Genomic DNA, 15609 nt, shown 5'->3' on the forward strand with positions numbered 1-15609 from the left:
CTATAACATAAAGTGAAACTTTAATCAGTGGGGCATTTTCCACTGATTATTAGTTGAACCAATCGGGCTTTTACGGGCAGTTTATCTCCAGCTAACTCCTTTGATCCAGCCGCACTTCGGGTAGGAGATTTACTGCCCGTTAATGCGGGGTAAAGTGAAACTTTAATCAGTGGAGCACACTCGTTATAAGTTGAACGAATTAGGATAATCCAAATTGGAATGGGAGGTATACATCTTTGAACCGAAACTTACTATATATGATATTGAGACTCATATTTGTCATTGTAGCAACGGTAGCTGGGTTCTATGTATTACTATACATGTCAGGGCTTATCTATCCTTTTATTATCGCTTTTGCATTTGCTTATTTGATTAATCCTGTCGTCAATTTCCTTAATCAAAAACTACAATTTCCTCGCGCACTAGCAGTACTCGTTAGCTTAATTCTCGTATTTGGAGCTATCGTTGGACTTGTTACATATCTTGTGACTGAAGCAATATCTGCCACAACATACTTACTACAACTTGTTACAGTAAAGTTTCCAGATATCGTTACATTCGCTCAGCAATTTGCACTTAATCATATTATGCCTCTCTACGATGATTTAATCTCTAAATTTAATCATCTTGGAGAACCACAGCGCTATACAATTACACAAAACATTCAAAACTTAGGAACAGAAGCAACAACACAAATGAAAGAACTTTTAACCGCCATTATAAGCGGGTTAACGAATTTCATTAGTGCACTGCCAACAACTTTAACTGTCCTTGTATTCATTTTATTAGCCACTTTCTTCATCAGTTACGATTGGCACCGTCTTGCTCAGAAAGCAAGAAAATTGCTACCGAATCGTGTACATGGCTATGGAAAAACTATTTTTGTCGACTTAAGAAAAGCTTTGTTTGGTTTTGTGAAAGCACAACTTACACTCGTATCTATGACAACCGTCATTGTACTAATCGGGCTTTTAATATTACGCGTACCATACGCCATTACTATTGCGATTATTACAGGAGTTGTAGATTTACTACCATATTTAGGAACAGGTGCAGTCTTTGTTCCATGGGTTATATACGTATTTTTCACTGGCGATACCGCATTCGCCATTGGTCTTCTCATTTTATACATCGTCGTGATTGTCCAAAGACAAATTATGGAGCCGAAAGTACTTTCATCTAACATCGGTCTCGATCCATTAGCAACACTCGTCGCTCTATTTGTCGGCTTTAAACTTTTTGGCTTTTTAGGATTAATCATCGGCCCAGTCACCTTAGTACTACTTAATACATTACACAAAGCTAATGTCTTCCATGACTTGTGGAAATATATTAAAGGTTCACCTTCAAAATAATAGTTTCTAATTCATACACAACAAAAAACTTACATGTAATCAGTGGGAAATTCCCACTGATTATTCCTTGTACTTATTTTTCATACTCATTACATAAAACAAGAGAATTGCACTCAAAAAAGATAATTCTCTTGTTTTTTTGCATAAAAAACGCATATTTCGTGGTGCTTTTACATATTTATTCTATTTATTTTATAATTATTATTTACATTTATTACTTTTTATGTAAATGAATAATTATACAAAATAGCATAAAATAAGACTTCAACTAACAATCTCCGCCTTTTTATATGAATTTTTTACACCAATCGTTCCTTTATATAAGAAAGCAAAACTTTAATTTAGCAGCGTTTCCCTCCATCTTATTCATCTAAATTAATAGCACTAAAAAATCACAAGTTTAATCGAAGCACAACAAGAGTTCAAATGAAAATTATATAGCAAATATAATGAGCAGACGTTTTGTTCATCCCCACTCATCATTCGCCCCACATCAGACACTTACGAGCAGCCCAATTTCGAGATAGAAATTCCACCCCACAAATAGCGTGGTAAAACAAAGCTTCAATTAGAAAGTTCCTCTCCTCTTACAAGACAAAAAATAGCACTTAGATTTCTACAATCTAAGTGCTATTTCTGAATAATAATAGTAGAGTTCTTTCTAAATTTCCATTCCATCCACTTCATAACAAGCGGCTTCAATAAAGCTCTCGTAATAGGGATCACGCAGATAAACCCTAGCACATCTGTCACATACCCAGGAAGCACTAAGAGAATACCTCCTACAAATACAAAAATACCATCTAGTACCGCCTCACCTGGCATTTCCCCTCTATTCAACTTAGATTGAATCTCTCCAAGCACTTTAAACCCTTGTCTTTTCGCCAAATACACACCTACAACACCTGTAAATACAATCATAGCGAACGTAGACCATAAACCTATTACATGACTTGATCCAATTAAGACCGTAATCTCAATCGCTGGTATTAAAATAAACAAGAATAGTAACCATTTCATAGTTCTACACCTCTCTCACATCTCACTTTTAATGCCCTCACAACGCCTATATACATCATATGAAATATAGATATCCTTTCATATTAAAACCCATAACAAACAGCTTTTAAAAGCAATTCTAGGCGCTTTAAGCTAATTCTATCTCGTTTTTGTGTAAAAAAAAAAGAGAAGGACTCCGATCCTTCTCTCCGTATTACTTATAGCACTTCCGCATGTCCATTATAAACAATTCCGCGTGCTGCATCAACTGTTACTTCTTGGCCATTTTTTAAAGTTGCTGTTACGCCGTTTACACCAACGATAACAGGAATACCGATTGATACGCCTACAACAGCTGCATGGCTCGTTAAGCCACCTTCTTCTACAACTAAAGCCGCAGCTTTTTCGATTGCAGGAATCATATCTTTATCAGTGCTTGTTGTAACAAGGATATCACCTTCGTTTACGTTCGCTACAGCTTCAGCAGCTGTTTTTGCTACAACTACTTTACCTTTTGCAGCTTTACGACCGATTCCTTGTCCTTTAGCAATTTCTTCACCAACAACGTGGATTTTCATTAAGTTTGTTGTACCAGTTTCAGCAACTGGAACACCCGCAGTAATCACTACAGTATCTCCAAGTCCGATTAGACCTGCATCCATACCTGTTTGAATTGCTGTATCTAACATTTCGTCAGTTGAAGCTGCGCGCTTCTCAGCCATAAATGCTTGTACACCCCAAACAAGTGCAAGACGACGTCCTACTTGCTCGTCAGATGTTACAGCTACGATTGGAGATTTTGGACGGTATTTAGAGATCATTTTCGCAGTATATCCACTTTCTGTTGGAGCTACGATTGCAGCTACATCAAGAGCAAGTGCTGTATGCGCAACAGATTGGCTAATTGCATCTGTAATTGTTGGAGTGAACTCTTTAATACGTTTTTTGAACATATCTTCATATTGTAATGATTTTTCAACACGTACCGCAATGTTAGCCATCATTGTTACCGCTTCTACTGGGTATTGTCCAGCAGCTGTTTCACCTGAAAGCATGATTGCATCTGTACCATCGAAGATTGCGTTAGCTACGTCACTTGCTTCCGCACGAGTTGGACGTGGGTTACGTTGCATAGAATCTAACATTTGTGTTGCAGTAATAACTGGTTTACCTAACACGTTACATTTTTTAATTAGACGTTTTTGTACTAACGGTACTTCTTCTGGTGGAATTTCTACACCCATGTCACCACGAGCTACCATTAAACCGTCAGAAACTTCTAAGATTGAATCGATGTTGTCGATACCTTCTTGGTTTTCGATTTTTGGTACGATTTGGATGTATTGAGCGTTATGCTCTTCTAATAATTCACGGATTTCTAATACGTCAGACGCTTTACGTACGAATGAAGCTGCAATGAAATCAACTTTTTGCTCGATACCGAAGATGATATCTTTTACGTCTTTTTCAGTGATACCAGGAAGCTTAATGCTTACGTTTGGTACGTTAACACCTTTTTTATTTTTTACAGTTCCGCTGTTAAGAACTTTTGTACGGATGTTTCCGTCAGCTTTTTCGATTACTTCTAGTTCGATAAGACCGTCATCGATTAGAATACGAGAACCTGGGTCTACATCGTCATAAAGACCAGCATAAGATACAGAGAACTTCTCTGCAGTACCTAATACTTGCTCAGTAGAAAGAACTACTTCTGCACCTGTTACAAGCTCAGCTTGTCCGTCTACGAAGTCGTGAGTACGGATTTCTGGACCTTTTGTATCAAGTAAGATACCAACTGTTTTACCAGTTTTCTTTGAAGCTTCACGAATGTTTTTAATACGAGCTCCGTGCTCTTCATGGCTACCATGAGAGAAGTTTAAACGAGCAACGTTCATACCTGCTTCGATTAATTGCTCTAATTTTTCAATACTTTCACTAGCAGGACCTATAGTACATACAATTTTAGTTTTACGCATATTGCACCTCCGAAAATTATGAAACCGTTCCCAAATATCTGACATTACGCCGATTAGATGGATAATTCTTTAGATAATTGATACATATCTTTATCGATTGTATGCTTTTGAGCTAACGCTTCGATAATATCATGATCAACAAGTTTGTTATCTTGAATACCTACACAACGTCCACCTTTACCAGCAATTAACAATTCAACTGCTCTTGCGCCAAGACGACTTGCTAATACACGGTCTTGTGCACTTGGTGATCCACCACGTTGTACGTGACCTAATACAGTTACACGAGTATCAAAGTTTGTTGCTTCTTCAATGTGCTTACCGATGTCAATTGCACTTCCAACACCTTCAGCTACAACGATAATACTGTGTTTTTTACCACGTTCACTACCACGCTTCAGACGAGCGATAACATCATCCATGTCATACTCTTCTTCTGGAATTAAGATTGTTTCCGCACCATCAGCTAAACCAGCCCATAATGCGATATCACCAGCGTGACGTCCCATTACTTCGATAACATATGTACGTTCATGAGATGTAGCTGTGTCACGAATTTTATCAATTGCATCAATAACAGTGTTTAAAGCTGTATCGAAACCAATTGTGAAGTCTGTTCCAGGGATATCATTGTCGATTGTACCTGGTACACCAACACATGGGAATCCTTGTTCAGTTAATTTTTTAGCGCCTTGGTAAGAACCATCTCCACCAATAACAACAAGTCCTTCGATACCGTGTTTCTTTAATTGCTCGATACCTTTTAGTCGTACTTCTGGATCTTTAAACTCAGGACATCTTGCTGTATATAATTTTGTACCACCGCGGTGGATAATATCGCCAACAGAACCAAGTTCTAATTTTTCAATGTGACCAGAAATTAATCCAGCGTATCCATGGTAAATACCATATACTTCAATATCATGGAAAATCGCTTTACGAACAACTGCACGAATGGCAGCATTCATACCAGGTGAATCTCCACCACTTGTTAATACACCAATACGTTTCATTTGTACTCACCTCATAAAGATTATTTGCCTTATAATAAAATAACACGAAAAAATATAAAAATACAATGGAGAAGATGTGTCTTTTCATAATAAAAACGTGCATTCGCGAAGTGGAACGCACGCTTTTCTTATTTTATCCAAATGGAAGCGTTTGAAAACGAAACTTGCCCAATTTTCATATATTTTTCATAACGTTTTTCGATTAATTCATCTTTCGAAATTCCGTTTAATTGTTCAAAAGTTTTTCGAATCATTAAATCTATATTTTCTGACTGTTTCAAAATATTACGGTGAGCTCCGCCTCTTGCTTCTGGAATAATTTCGTCAATTACACCTAATTCTTTCAAATCTGCTGCTGTAATTTTCATTGCCTCTGCAGCTTCCTTTGCTTTTCCTGCATCTTTCCAAAGAATTGCCGCTGCACCCTCTGGTGTAATAACAGAATAAGTGGAATTTTCTAGCATATGAATGTAATCTCCTACTCCAAGACCTAGCGCACCACCACTACCGCCTTCACCAATAACGATACAAATAACTGGTACCGTTAAACCTGCCATCTCAAATAGGTTGCGGGCAATAGCTTCACTTTGTCCACGTTCTTCAGCTGCTTTACCAGGATAAGCTCCCTTCGTATCGATGAAACAAATAATAGGACGATTAAACTTTTCCGCTTGTTTCATGAGACGCAGTGCTTTTCGATATCCTTCTGGATGAGGCATTCCAAAGTTACGGCGAATATTTTCTTTCGTATCTTTTCCGCGCTGATGCCCAATTACAGTTACAGGCATCCCTTTATATTTCGCAATGCCGCCGACAATCGCTGCATCATCGCCAAATAGACGATCTCCATGACATTCGAAAAAATCAGTAAATAAGTGCTCAATATAATCGAGCGTTGTCGGTCGTTCTGCATGACGAGCAATTTGAACACGGTCCCATACTTTTAGATTGCCGTATATATCTTCCTCTAAATTTTCTAGCTTTTCTTCCAAAATACGAATCTCCTCACTGAAGTCCATCTGGCTGTTTTTCGTATAGTCTTTCAGTTCACGAATCTTATTTCTTAGCTCAACAACTGGTTTTTCAAATTCTAGCTCTGCCATACAGCCATTTCCCCTCCTTGATGAACTTCTAAAATCTTGCGAAGCGATTCTCTCATATCATCACGATGCACCACCGCATCTAATTGACCATGATCTAGTAAGAATTCTGCCGTTTGGAAATCTTCCGGTAGTTTCTCACGCACCGTTTGTTCAATTACACGTCTACCAGCAAATCCGATAAGTGCACCTGGTTCTGCAAGATTATAATCACCAAGTGAAGCGAAACTCGCTGAAACCCCGCCCGTCGTTGGGTGAGTCATAACAGAAATAAATAATCCTCCTGCATTACTATGCTTTTTCAAAGCTACGCTTGTTTTTGCCATTTGCATTAAACTTAATATCCCTTCTTGCATACGGGCACCACCCGAAGCAGTAAAGATAATAAATGGAACTTGTAAGTCGTACGCCTTTTCAACCGCACGGGCGATTTTTTCTCCTACTACAGAGCCCATGCTCCCCATTCGAAAACGAGAATCCATTACTGCAACAACAACAAGCATGTCATCAATTGTTCCTTCACCAGTTACAACCGCTTCGTTCAATTCAGTCTTCTTACGATCGCTCTCTAGTTTCTCTTCATAACCTGGAAACTCGAGTGGATTTAATGAAACCATTTCTTTGTCATACTCACGGAATGACCCTTCGTCCAATATACTATCAAGACGTTCCCATGCATTCATAGGATGATGATATCCACAATTCACACATACTTTTAAATTTTTTAGAAGTTCTTTCGTATACATGATTTTTTTACATTCCGGACATTTTGTCATAACGCCATCTGGTACATCTTTTCGTACTTGTTCTGAAGGTATTGCAGCGTACTTTTTCTTTTTCACGAATAAATCTCTTAGCACAATTTGACCCCCTTCGTTGAGAGCTAAGGTTAGCGTAAGAAGAAAATGGGGCTAACACCAAAGTTTGATGTTAGCCTTATCTTCTCAATCTGTCTAATAACCTCACTCTTTACGTTTAACTTTAACCGCTACGCGGTAGAATGTTTGTCATAACGTGTCATGGTCATTTCGACAAATTTTATACATTACGAGTGAAACTGTATATTCTCTACTAATTCATCGTAAATTTTTAGTGCATCATTTTCTTGTTTTTCTTCCAAAGTAGCGTAAAGCTTTCTATACATATCGATAGAATCTCTTGAAACTTTACAAGAAAGCGTTGATACGTAATCATTTACGATCATCCAAATGCGATATAGTAAATAATTATCGACTTGTTCAATAAGTGTTTTAAAGAACGTTTGATGAAGCATTGGAATTGAGTTTTCGTTTCCTTCGAGCACTTGATGTAATTTACTTAGCACTTTAGAAAACGTTTCTTTCGGTAAATTACATACAATTCGAATCATATCTTTCTCGAGTAACCGTTTCGTTTGTAATAAATCACGAATTGTTTTCTCATCTTGCAATAAGAACGGAGCAATTAATTGTACAAGACCGTTATCATAAAAGTTTCGAATAAACGTCCCTTCACCACGTCTCGTTTCAATCAATCCTACCAGTTCTAAAGCACGCAATGCTTCTCTTACAGAGGAACGTCCTACGTTTAAGCGTGAACTTAACTCACGCTCAGACGGCAAACGATCCCCCGCCACCAATCCATCCTCTTCCATAATGGAACGGATTTTTTTTACAATTTCGAGATATACTTTTGTATTTGATGATGTCAATGGAAATTCCTCGCTTATTCTTTACCAATCAGCGCTAATTGTTTTGTTTTTTCAGCGATCTCATTTGGATCTACTTGACGGCGAGCTACTCCTGTCTCCATTGCTGCTTTTGCAACGTAAGCCGCTACTTGAGGCGCTACACGCGCGTCAAATGGTGCCGGAATGATATAGTCTGCATTTAACTCATCTTCTGCTACAAGCTCAGCAATAGCCTGTACAGCTGCCATCTTCATTTCTTCGTTAATTTGTGTCGCATGTACGTCAAGTGCACCGCGGAAAATACCAGGGAACGCCAGTACATTATTTACTTGGTTCGGGAAGTCAGAACGACCTGTTCCAACAACAGCTGCGCCCGCTGCTTTTGCCAATTCTGGCATAATTTCTGGAACTGGATTCGCCATTGCAAAAATAATCGCATCGTCATTCATTGTACGAACCATCTCTTCTGTTAATGCACCTTCTGCAGATACACCAATGAATACGTCCGCACCTTGTACAACATCAGCTAAAGAACCTTCTATACGATTCTTATTTGTATATTTTGCAACTTCATCCTTCACCGGATTCATACCTGTAGGACGACCATCATAGATTGCGCCTTTACGGTCACACATAATAATGTCGCGTACACCATAGCGATATAAAAGTTTAATAATTGCAATACCTGCTGCACCTGCGCCATTTGCGACAACTTTAATGTCAGACATTTTCTTTCCAACTAATTTCAGTGCATTTACAAGACCTGCTACTGTTACAATAGCTGTTCCGTGTTGATCATCATGGAAGATAGGAATATTTGTTTCTTTTTTCAAACGCTCTTCAATAATGAAGCAGTTTGGTGCTGCGATATCTTCTAAGTTAACGCCGCCAAAAGTTGGCTCCATTAATTTTACAGTTTCAACAATTTTATCTACATCGTTTGTATTTAAGGCAATTGGGAATGCATCTACACCAGCAAAGCTCTTGAATAATACAGCTTTACCTTCCATTACTGGAAGAGATGCTTCAGGTCCAATGTTACCAAGACCAAGTACAGCTGTTCCATCTGTCACAACTGCTACCATATTTCCCTTCATCGTATATTCATATACCTTACTTTTATCGTCATAAATTTCTTTACAAGGTTCTGCAACCCCTGGAGAATATGCAAGACTTAAATCTTTTGCATTTTCTACTTTTACTTTTGATACAGTTTCTAATTTTCCTTGATGCACTTTATGCATGTGAAGTGCTTCTTCACGAAGTGTTGACAAACTATCCACTCTCCTCAAATTATTCTTGCTGATATCAATTTCTCCAAGTGGTCTGACCACGAACACTACTACTATAATAATCGAAGTGTAGGGAAATTGTCCATTATATTTTCACAACTACATTTTCTTCCCCGACAATTTCACGAAGTGCTCCTAAACATTCTTCACTTGGATGAATCGATAAACTCCGAGATAATTGTACCATTTTATGTTCCTTTTCATAATAAATTAGTACTTTCGCAAAACCTGAATAGTCGAACAATATTTTCGTAACCCGATTTAAAAGCTTTTTCTCATACTGAGATGGCAATTTCACGTAAACAGATGCGTCTTTCTTTTCTTCATAAACATCCATTTCCTCTAGCGGATATAGTCCATTTACAATCCATTGAAGCTTATGATTTCTTAGCTCAATCGTACCGTCAACTAAAACAATTGCTCCTTCTTGCAACTTATCCGAGAAATGTATATACGTTTCCGGGAAGAGGACCGCTTCCATTTCATCATTTTGATCACAGAATGTAATAAATGCCATCTTTTGAAACTTTTTCGTACGAATCACTCTAACACTTGTTATATACACAATCGCTCTTTGTACTTTTTTCTTGTGTCGCATCGCCTGAGCGAGAGATGGAATTTCTAATTCTTTTGCTAACTTCACATACTGCGCTGTCGGATAACTTGATAAATAAAAGCCAAGTGCTTCCTTCTCTTTATTTAGTTGTTCAATAAAAGATAGCTCTTCTCCTTGTACATATTTTGATTTTGGAACAGCATCTCCTAAATCACGTGCGAGATTCGCGTACTCTAACGCCCCTTTAATACTTTTCCATAAATTCGTTCTCGAAACACCAAAATCATCAAAACATCCCGACCAGACGAAAGCTTCTAAATTACGCTCCGTTACGAACTTTGACGGCATACGGAGACAAAATTCAAATAAATCTTCGAACATTTTTTTCTCTCGTTCTTCTAATAATGCCGTCACTGTAGCCATTCCAATATTTCGGATCGAAAGTAAACTGTAACGTATCGCATTCCCTTCTATTTGGAAGTTATAACCACTTCTCTGAAGAGACGGCGGCAAAACGTGAAAACCTTTCCGCTTCGTTTCTCGTATATACTGTACAATCTTATCTTCATTTCCAATTGCGCTTGATAATAATGCCGTCATAAATTCCAGCGTATAGTTCGCTTTCAAATAGGCAAGCTGATATCCAATCATACTGTAAGCTACAGCGTGACTTCGGTTAAAACCGTAATTCGCAAATCTTACAATTAAATCATAAATTTTCTCTGCGGATGTCTCATTGTATCCATTTCCCAAACATCCTTGGACGAAATGCTTACGTTCCTGATCTAAAATATCACGATTTTTTTTACTCACCGCACGGCGCAGTAAATCTGCTTCTCCAAGCGAAAACCCTGCTAACTTCGATGCAATTTGCATAATTTGTTCTTGGTATACAATGACGCCGTATGTTCTTTCTAAAATTGGCTTTAAATCCGGATGTAAATATTCGATTTTTCTTTTTCCATGTTTCGATTCAATAAAAGTCGGTATCTGTTCCATCGGTCCTGGTCTGTATAACGAGTTAACAGCTACGATATCTTCAAACTCATTCGGTTTTAACCCGCGAAGTACATTTCGCATACCGCCTGACTCAAGCTGGAATACACCTGTTGTATCTCCTCTTCCTAATAATTGGAACGTCTTTTCATCTTGAAGAGGTAAGTTTCTTATATCGATTTCTTTCCCTGTTTTGTTCGCGATAAATTTTATAATATTTTCAAGTAACGTTAAATTACGTAATCCTAAAAAGTCCATCTTAAGCAACCCAAGTTCTTCTAGCGCATCGGCTGGATATTGCGTAACATAAACATCGTTATGTCCTTCTTGAATTGCTACACTGCCTGTTAGCGGTTCTTGACTCATAATAACACCAGCCGCATGAATAGACGTATGACGTGGTAAACCTTCTACACGTTTTGCGATTTCAAACACACGCTCATGCAAAAGATTCCCTTGTATAAACTCACGAAGTGATTGTGATTCTTCATATGCATCTTTTAATGTTATACCAAGCTTTGATGGGATAAGTTTTGAAAATATATCAATATCTCGCGGCGGAAGCCCCATTACGCGAGCAATGTCTCTAATTGCCGCTTTTGCTGCAAGCGTACCAAACGTTACAATTTGCGCAACACGGAGCTGACCGTATTTATCTTTCACATAGCGAATCATCTCATCACGTCTTACGTCTGGAAAATCAATATCAATATCGGGAAGCGTCACACGTTCAGGATTTAAAAACCTTTCAAATAATAGATCGTATTCAATTGGATCAATATCTGTAATTTCTAATACGTATGAAACGAGTGAACCAGCTGCCGATCCACGACCTGGTCCTGTTAGAATATAATTTTCATGTGCATACTTCATAAAATCCCATACGATGAGGAAATAATCACTAAATCCCATACGAGAAATAACATTTAATTCATGATCCAAACGCTTTATATGCACTTCTTTCGGTTCACCATATCGTTTCCGCAAACCTTCTTCACAAACACGACGCAAGTATATATCACTCGTTTCATTAGACGGAACAGGAAACTTCGGAAGTTGATTTACATGGAACAGTATTTCTACTTGGCAACGCTCTGCAATTTTTATTGTATTTTGGATTGCTTCCGGCGCATGGGAAAATAGTGCTTCCATTTCATCCGATGACTTTAAATAATACTGATCTGTTTTCAGCCTCGGCCTATCTGGATCAGTCATTTTCGTTCCACTTTCAACAGATAGTAAACATTCGTGAACAAGCGCGTCACTTTGATTGATATAGCGCACATCATTTGTTGCAACGACTGGAATATTAACCCTACTAATAAATTCAGGTAGTTTCTCTTGTAAAAGCAACTCATCTTGAATCGCATGATGCTGCAAACTCATATAAAAATGGCCGAACATATTTTGATACGTGCGAGCTACTTCTTCAGCCTGACTCTCATTGTCTTCTAGTAATAATTGCTCAATTTCGCCATCTTTACCTGGTGAAATAGCAATTAATCCTTTCGCATAATGCGCAAGCCACTTCTTAGGAATACCTTCTTTGGACTTTGTCATAATACTGCTAGAAATCTTTAATAAATTTTGGTAGCCTATTTCATTCTCAGCAAGTAATACAAGCGGATAAGACCTTTCTTCTTCTTCACTAAAAATAGAAGCGGTTAATCCAATAACAGGCTGTATACCATGTTTCTTACATGCTTTATAAAACGGAATAACACCATACATAACATTTTCATCCGTAATAGCCAGCGATGAAAAACCAAGTTCTTTCGCCCTGACTACAAGCTCATCAATTTTACAAGCACTTTTTAATAAACTAAAAACGGTTTGACATTGTAAATGCACAAACTTCACTGTTGTACCCTCTCTTTACCTATTTGACTACTTTTATTATAGGTGATGAGGAAAGCGGAAATCAAAACATACTTCTTATACTTTGTCCATATATATGAAGAAGAAAGGGGAATGACGATGGATGTAAGAGAACATACTTTTTTCTCTCTGCTTATTATTAGTTATTTTATTGCCTTTGGGGTTATACTTGGCGGTTCATTAATTGGTGGATTTGGTGCGTTTCTTATTGGAAAACCAGCTCTAACTTACATTAATCAATTCGCCCAAAATTTAAGAATTTGGGCACTCGTTGCAGCAATCGGCGGAACATTCGATACCTTTTATAGCTTCGAAAGAAGTTTCTTTGGCGGAGATATGAAAGATATCGTAAAACAAATTCTCCTTATTTTTTTCGCAACTGGTGGTATGCAAACAGGTCTCATTATTATTAAATGGCTAACGCAGGAACATGTATGAGAGTACCAAGTGCTAATACAGCAAAAAGATGGTACTTAGTATTAGCTGGGGCTGCTGTTGGAGGCGTTTTGAGCTGGTTTATTTTTTTGTACATATACGGTGTTTTTCAAGAAGAACAAGCTAGTAAAATAGCAGAACAAAGAGAAATTATAGAAAAACAAGAAGCAAAGCTCCACGTCCTTCTCGAAGATCAAGAAAAATTGAATACTGAAAATAAACGGCTCTTAACCATTCAAGAGATTAAAATAAAACTTATCAATCGAGAAAAATACGATTTAGACAATCTCACACTCGAAAATATGACTACATCTATCCATAATGATCTCCAACATCTTTTAACGAAAAACATTCAAAGTATCGCAAAAAATAAAGACCTACTTAAAAAGGTAATCGAAAATAAAACGTACAAACATTACGATCGGCTATACCGTTTTAAAGTCGATACAATATCTTTTGATACAGTGCTTGAAATTAGCATTACTATAGAGAAAGAAAAATAAAGAAGGAGGGCTTTAGCACCGCTCCTTCTTTTCGTTCTAACATATAGTCTCTTATTTACAAATCTCACGTAAATCAGCAAAAAGACGATCCGCTTCTTCCCAAGAAGATGCCTTCGCACCAGAAGCCATCGGATGCCCCCCGCCGTTATATTGCATTGCTAATTTGTTTATAACTGGTCCTTTTGAACGAAGACGAACACGAATTACGTCGTCTTCCTCTAAAAATAGAACCCAGGCCTTTAATCCATCAATATTGCCAAGCGCTCCAACAACACCAGATGCTTCAGAAGGAAGTACATCAAACTCTTCTAATACTTCTTTCGTTAATTTAATGTAAGCTGCTCCTTCTTCTACCATCGTAAAGTTTTGTAAAATATAACCGTTTAAACGAGCAATTTTTTCTTTTGTCTTATACATTTCATTGTATAAATCTGTGAATTTCACACCCATATCAACAAGCTCACTTACGTAACGAAGTGTTTTGGCTGTCGTATTTGGGAATAAGAAACGACCTGTATCTCCAACAATTCCTGCTAAAATAAGGCGAGCTGCTTCTTTTGTTATTTTTAATCCTTTATCTTTTCCATAGTTATAAAACTCATAAATCAGTTCACTTGTAGAACTCGCTGTCGTATCTACCCACGTAATATCTCCATATGGATCTTCATTTGGATGATGATCAATTTTAATTAACATCTTCCCTTTTGTATAGCGTTGATCGTCAACACGTTCTTGATTCGCAGTATCACAAACAATAACAAGCGCATTTTCGTATACACTATCTTCAATATCATCCATTACTCGTAAGTATGCTAGTGACGGTTCATTGTACCCAACCGTATAAATATTTTTCTCTGGAAACGATTCTTGTAGAATTGTACCAAGACCCCCCTGTGAACCTAACGCATCTGGATCCGGACGCACGTGGCGATGAATAATAATTGTATCAAACTCTTTAATTGCTTCTAAAATTTGCTCATGCATATGTATAATCTCCTTTTTAATCAACTTCTTCACTTTATCCTCCATTATAACGGAAAGTATTTCATACATGCGAACAATTGCTTTATAATAAAAGTTAGAAAGTTTAGATATTTCTTTTTCTTTTCTATTATTTTTCATAAAGCGATGGGAGTGTTCATTATGCCAGTATTAGTCTTCTGTATTATCGTCTCATTTATGTTGTACCTCTTTTACAAAACAAAATACTTTCGTACAAACCGCCCAATGGAGAAAGGTTGGCTCTCAGGAAAATCCGCAATGGCACTCGGTTCATTCGTTTTATTTTTCGGGATAAACCAATTCTTTTTAGAACTTTCAACCGCTCGTATTATCGTTGGTGTTTTATTCGTTCTATTTGGTAGTGCAAGTGTATTTAACGGGTTTCGCCAATACAAACATTTCTTGCCATTAGCAGTTAAAGAAGCCGAAGTCTATGAAGCAACATAAAAAAGCATCAATATTGTGATGCTTTTTTATGTTGCTTCACTTTCAAAATCATATATGCAACAAACGCAGATGGTATATTAAATGGGTTACCTTGTACATGAAAATGTAATTGTTCTTCTTCAAAAGACATTTTTTCATATAGCTCTCGCTGAGATAATCCTGTCTTTTCCTTTTTTTCATGTAAACCTTGTAAATATAAATATTGAATAGGTATCATTACAAGAAAGTAAAATAATGCGATACTACCAAAAAAAAGTACGGCTGACGACATAATGCATACCACCTTTCATAATTCCATTTTCTTACAATATAATCATAACACAATATACAACTGAATTGAATTATTATTCTGTCTTTTCTCACGTTACTTTTCCACTCCATCCCATAC

The 15609-nt window shown here is 37.3% G+C and carries 14 protein-coding genes; 4 read left to right on the top strand and 10 right to left on the bottom strand.

The features are described 5' to 3' along the window. The first annotated feature begins 236 nt into the window (after positions 1–236). Positions 237–1355: a sporulation integral membrane protein YtvI gene (gene ytvI / locus MHB52_RS23760; protein ID WP_001081388.1), complete on the top strand. Its 1119-nt coding sequence runs from the start codon at positions 237–239 to the stop codon at positions 1353–1355. Between the two features lie 630 nt (positions 1356–1985). Here the strand turns inward: ytvI and MHB52_RS23765 are convergent. From MHB52_RS23765 to dnaE, 8 genes are all read right to left on the bottom strand, one after another. Beyond that, complete coding sequence (locus MHB52_RS23765; RefSeq protein ID WP_000871631.1) at positions 1986–2375, bottom strand: FxsA family protein; 390 nt, start codon at positions 2373–2375, stop codon at positions 1986–1988. Positions 2376–2572: 197 nt separating this feature from the next. Next, positions 2573–4330, bottom strand: coding sequence for a pyruvate kinase (gene pyk / locus MHB52_RS23770; RefSeq protein WP_001232673.1), 1758 nt, complete (start codon positions 4328–4330; stop codon positions 2573–2575). Between the two features lie 53 nt (positions 4331–4383). Further along, positions 4384–5343: a 6-phosphofructokinase gene (gene pfkA / locus MHB52_RS23775; RefSeq protein ID WP_000821157.1), complete on the bottom strand. Its 960-nt coding sequence runs from the start codon at positions 5341–5343 to the stop codon at positions 4384–4386. Between the two features lie 128 nt (positions 5344–5471). Then, positions 5472–6446 carry an acetyl-CoA carboxylase carboxyl transferase subunit alpha gene (gene accA, locus MHB52_RS23780; RefSeq protein ID WP_000818804.1) on the bottom strand — a complete coding sequence of 325 codons (975 nt, stop codon included), beginning with the start codon at positions 6444–6446 and terminating at the stop codon, positions 5472–5474. After that, entirely contained in the window at positions 6434–7303 is an 870-nt protein-coding gene (gene accD, locus MHB52_RS23785; RefSeq protein ID WP_000942856.1) for an acetyl-CoA carboxylase, carboxyltransferase subunit beta, read from the bottom strand. The genes accA and accD overlap by 13 nt, the downstream gene beginning before the upstream one ends. Before the next feature lie 185 nt (positions 7304–7488). Beyond that, the gene (locus MHB52_RS23790; protein ID WP_000204439.1) at positions 7489–8133 is read right to left on the bottom strand and encodes a FadR/GntR family transcriptional regulator; all 645 of its coding nucleotides are present in this window, start codon (positions 8131–8133) and stop codon (positions 7489–7491) included. Positions 8134–8147: 14 nt separating this feature from the next. Next, positions 8148–9356: an NAD(P)-dependent malic enzyme gene (locus MHB52_RS23795; RefSeq protein ID WP_161508111.1), complete on the bottom strand. Its 1209-nt coding sequence runs from the start codon at positions 9354–9356 to the stop codon at positions 8148–8150. Positions 9357–9489: 133 nt separating this feature from the next. After that, a complete protein-coding gene (gene dnaE / locus MHB52_RS23800; RefSeq protein ID WP_061663242.1) occupies positions 9490–12816 on the bottom strand; it encodes a DNA polymerase III subunit alpha in 3327 nt (1108 codons plus the stop codon). A gap of 42 nt (positions 12817–12858) precedes the next feature. Here dnaE and MHB52_RS23805 point away from each other — a divergent pair, with 42 nt between their 5' ends. Next, the gene (locus tag MHB52_RS23805; protein WP_002005839.1) at positions 12859–13272 is read left to right on the top strand and encodes a YtrH family sporulation protein; all 414 of its coding nucleotides are present in this window, start codon (positions 12859–12861) and stop codon (positions 13270–13272) included. Then, positions 13269–13772 carry a sporulation membrane protein YtrI gene (gene ytrI, locus MHB52_RS23810; protein WP_001265736.1) on the top strand — a complete coding sequence of 168 codons (504 nt, stop codon included), beginning with the start codon at positions 13269–13271 and terminating at the stop codon, positions 13770–13772. Before MHB52_RS23805 ends, ytrI begins: the two co-directional genes overlap by 4 nt. A gap of 51 nt (positions 13773–13823) precedes the next feature. Here the strand turns inward: ytrI and MHB52_RS23815 are convergent, their stop codons facing one another. Further along, positions 13824–14756, bottom strand: a complete 933-nt coding sequence (locus MHB52_RS23815; protein ID WP_016118710.1) for a DHH family phosphoesterase — start codon at positions 14754–14756, stop codon at positions 13824–13826. Between the two features lie 159 nt (positions 14757–14915). On the opposite strand from MHB52_RS23815, the gene MHB52_RS23820 reads away from it, so the two are divergent. Continuing rightward, positions 14916–15221, top strand: a complete 306-nt coding sequence (locus tag MHB52_RS23820) for a YtpI family protein (RefSeq protein WP_001144776.1) — start codon at positions 14916–14918, stop codon at positions 15219–15221. Between the two features lie 7 nt (positions 15222–15228). On the opposite strand, the gene MHB52_RS23825 is transcribed toward MHB52_RS23820, so the two are convergent. After that, positions 15229–15492 (bottom strand): DUF3949 domain-containing protein, encoded by a 264-nt coding sequence (locus MHB52_RS23825; RefSeq protein WP_000093044.1) that lies wholly within the window; start codon positions 15490–15492, stop codon positions 15229–15231. Between the last annotated feature and the right edge of the window lie 117 nt (positions 15493–15609).

Source organism: Bacillus sp. FSL K6-0073 (genome assembly GCF_038006085.1).
GTDB lineage: Bacteria > Bacillota > Bacilli > Bacillales > Bacillaceae_G > Bacillus_A > Bacillus_A cereus.

Coding starts and splice junctions, on each gene's coding strand:
- pfkA (WP_000821157.1), bottom strand. CDS start 5,343: ATGAAACGTATTGGTGTATTAACAAGTGGTGGAGATTCACCTGGTATG.
- MHB52_RS23825 (WP_000093044.1), bottom strand. CDS start 15,492: ATGTCGTCAGCCGTACTTTTTTTTGGTAGTATCGCATTATTTTACTTT.
- MHB52_RS23795 (WP_161508111.1), bottom strand. CDS start 9,356: ATGCATAAAGTGCATCAAGGAAAATTAGAAACTGTATCAAAAGTAAAA.
- MHB52_RS23765 (WP_000871631.1), bottom strand. CDS start 2,375: ATGAAATGGTTACTATTCTTGTTTATTTTAATACCAGCGATTGAGATT.
- MHB52_RS23815 (WP_016118710.1), bottom strand. CDS start 14,756: ATGCATGAGCAAATTTTAGAAGCAATTAAAGAGTTTGATACAATTATT.
- ytrI (WP_001265736.1), top strand. CDS start 13,269: ATGAGAGTACCAAGTGCTAATACAGCAAAAAGATGGTACTTAGTATTA.
- accA (WP_000818804.1), bottom strand. CDS start 6,446: ATGGCAGAGCTAGAATTTGAAAAACCAGTTGTTGAGCTAAGAAATAAG.
- MHB52_RS23820 (WP_001144776.1), top strand. CDS start 14,916: ATGCCAGTATTAGTCTTCTGTATTATCGTCTCATTTATGTTGTACCTC.
- pyk (WP_001232673.1), bottom strand. CDS start 4,330: ATGCGTAAAACTAAAATTGTATGTACTATAGGTCCTGCTAGTGAAAGT.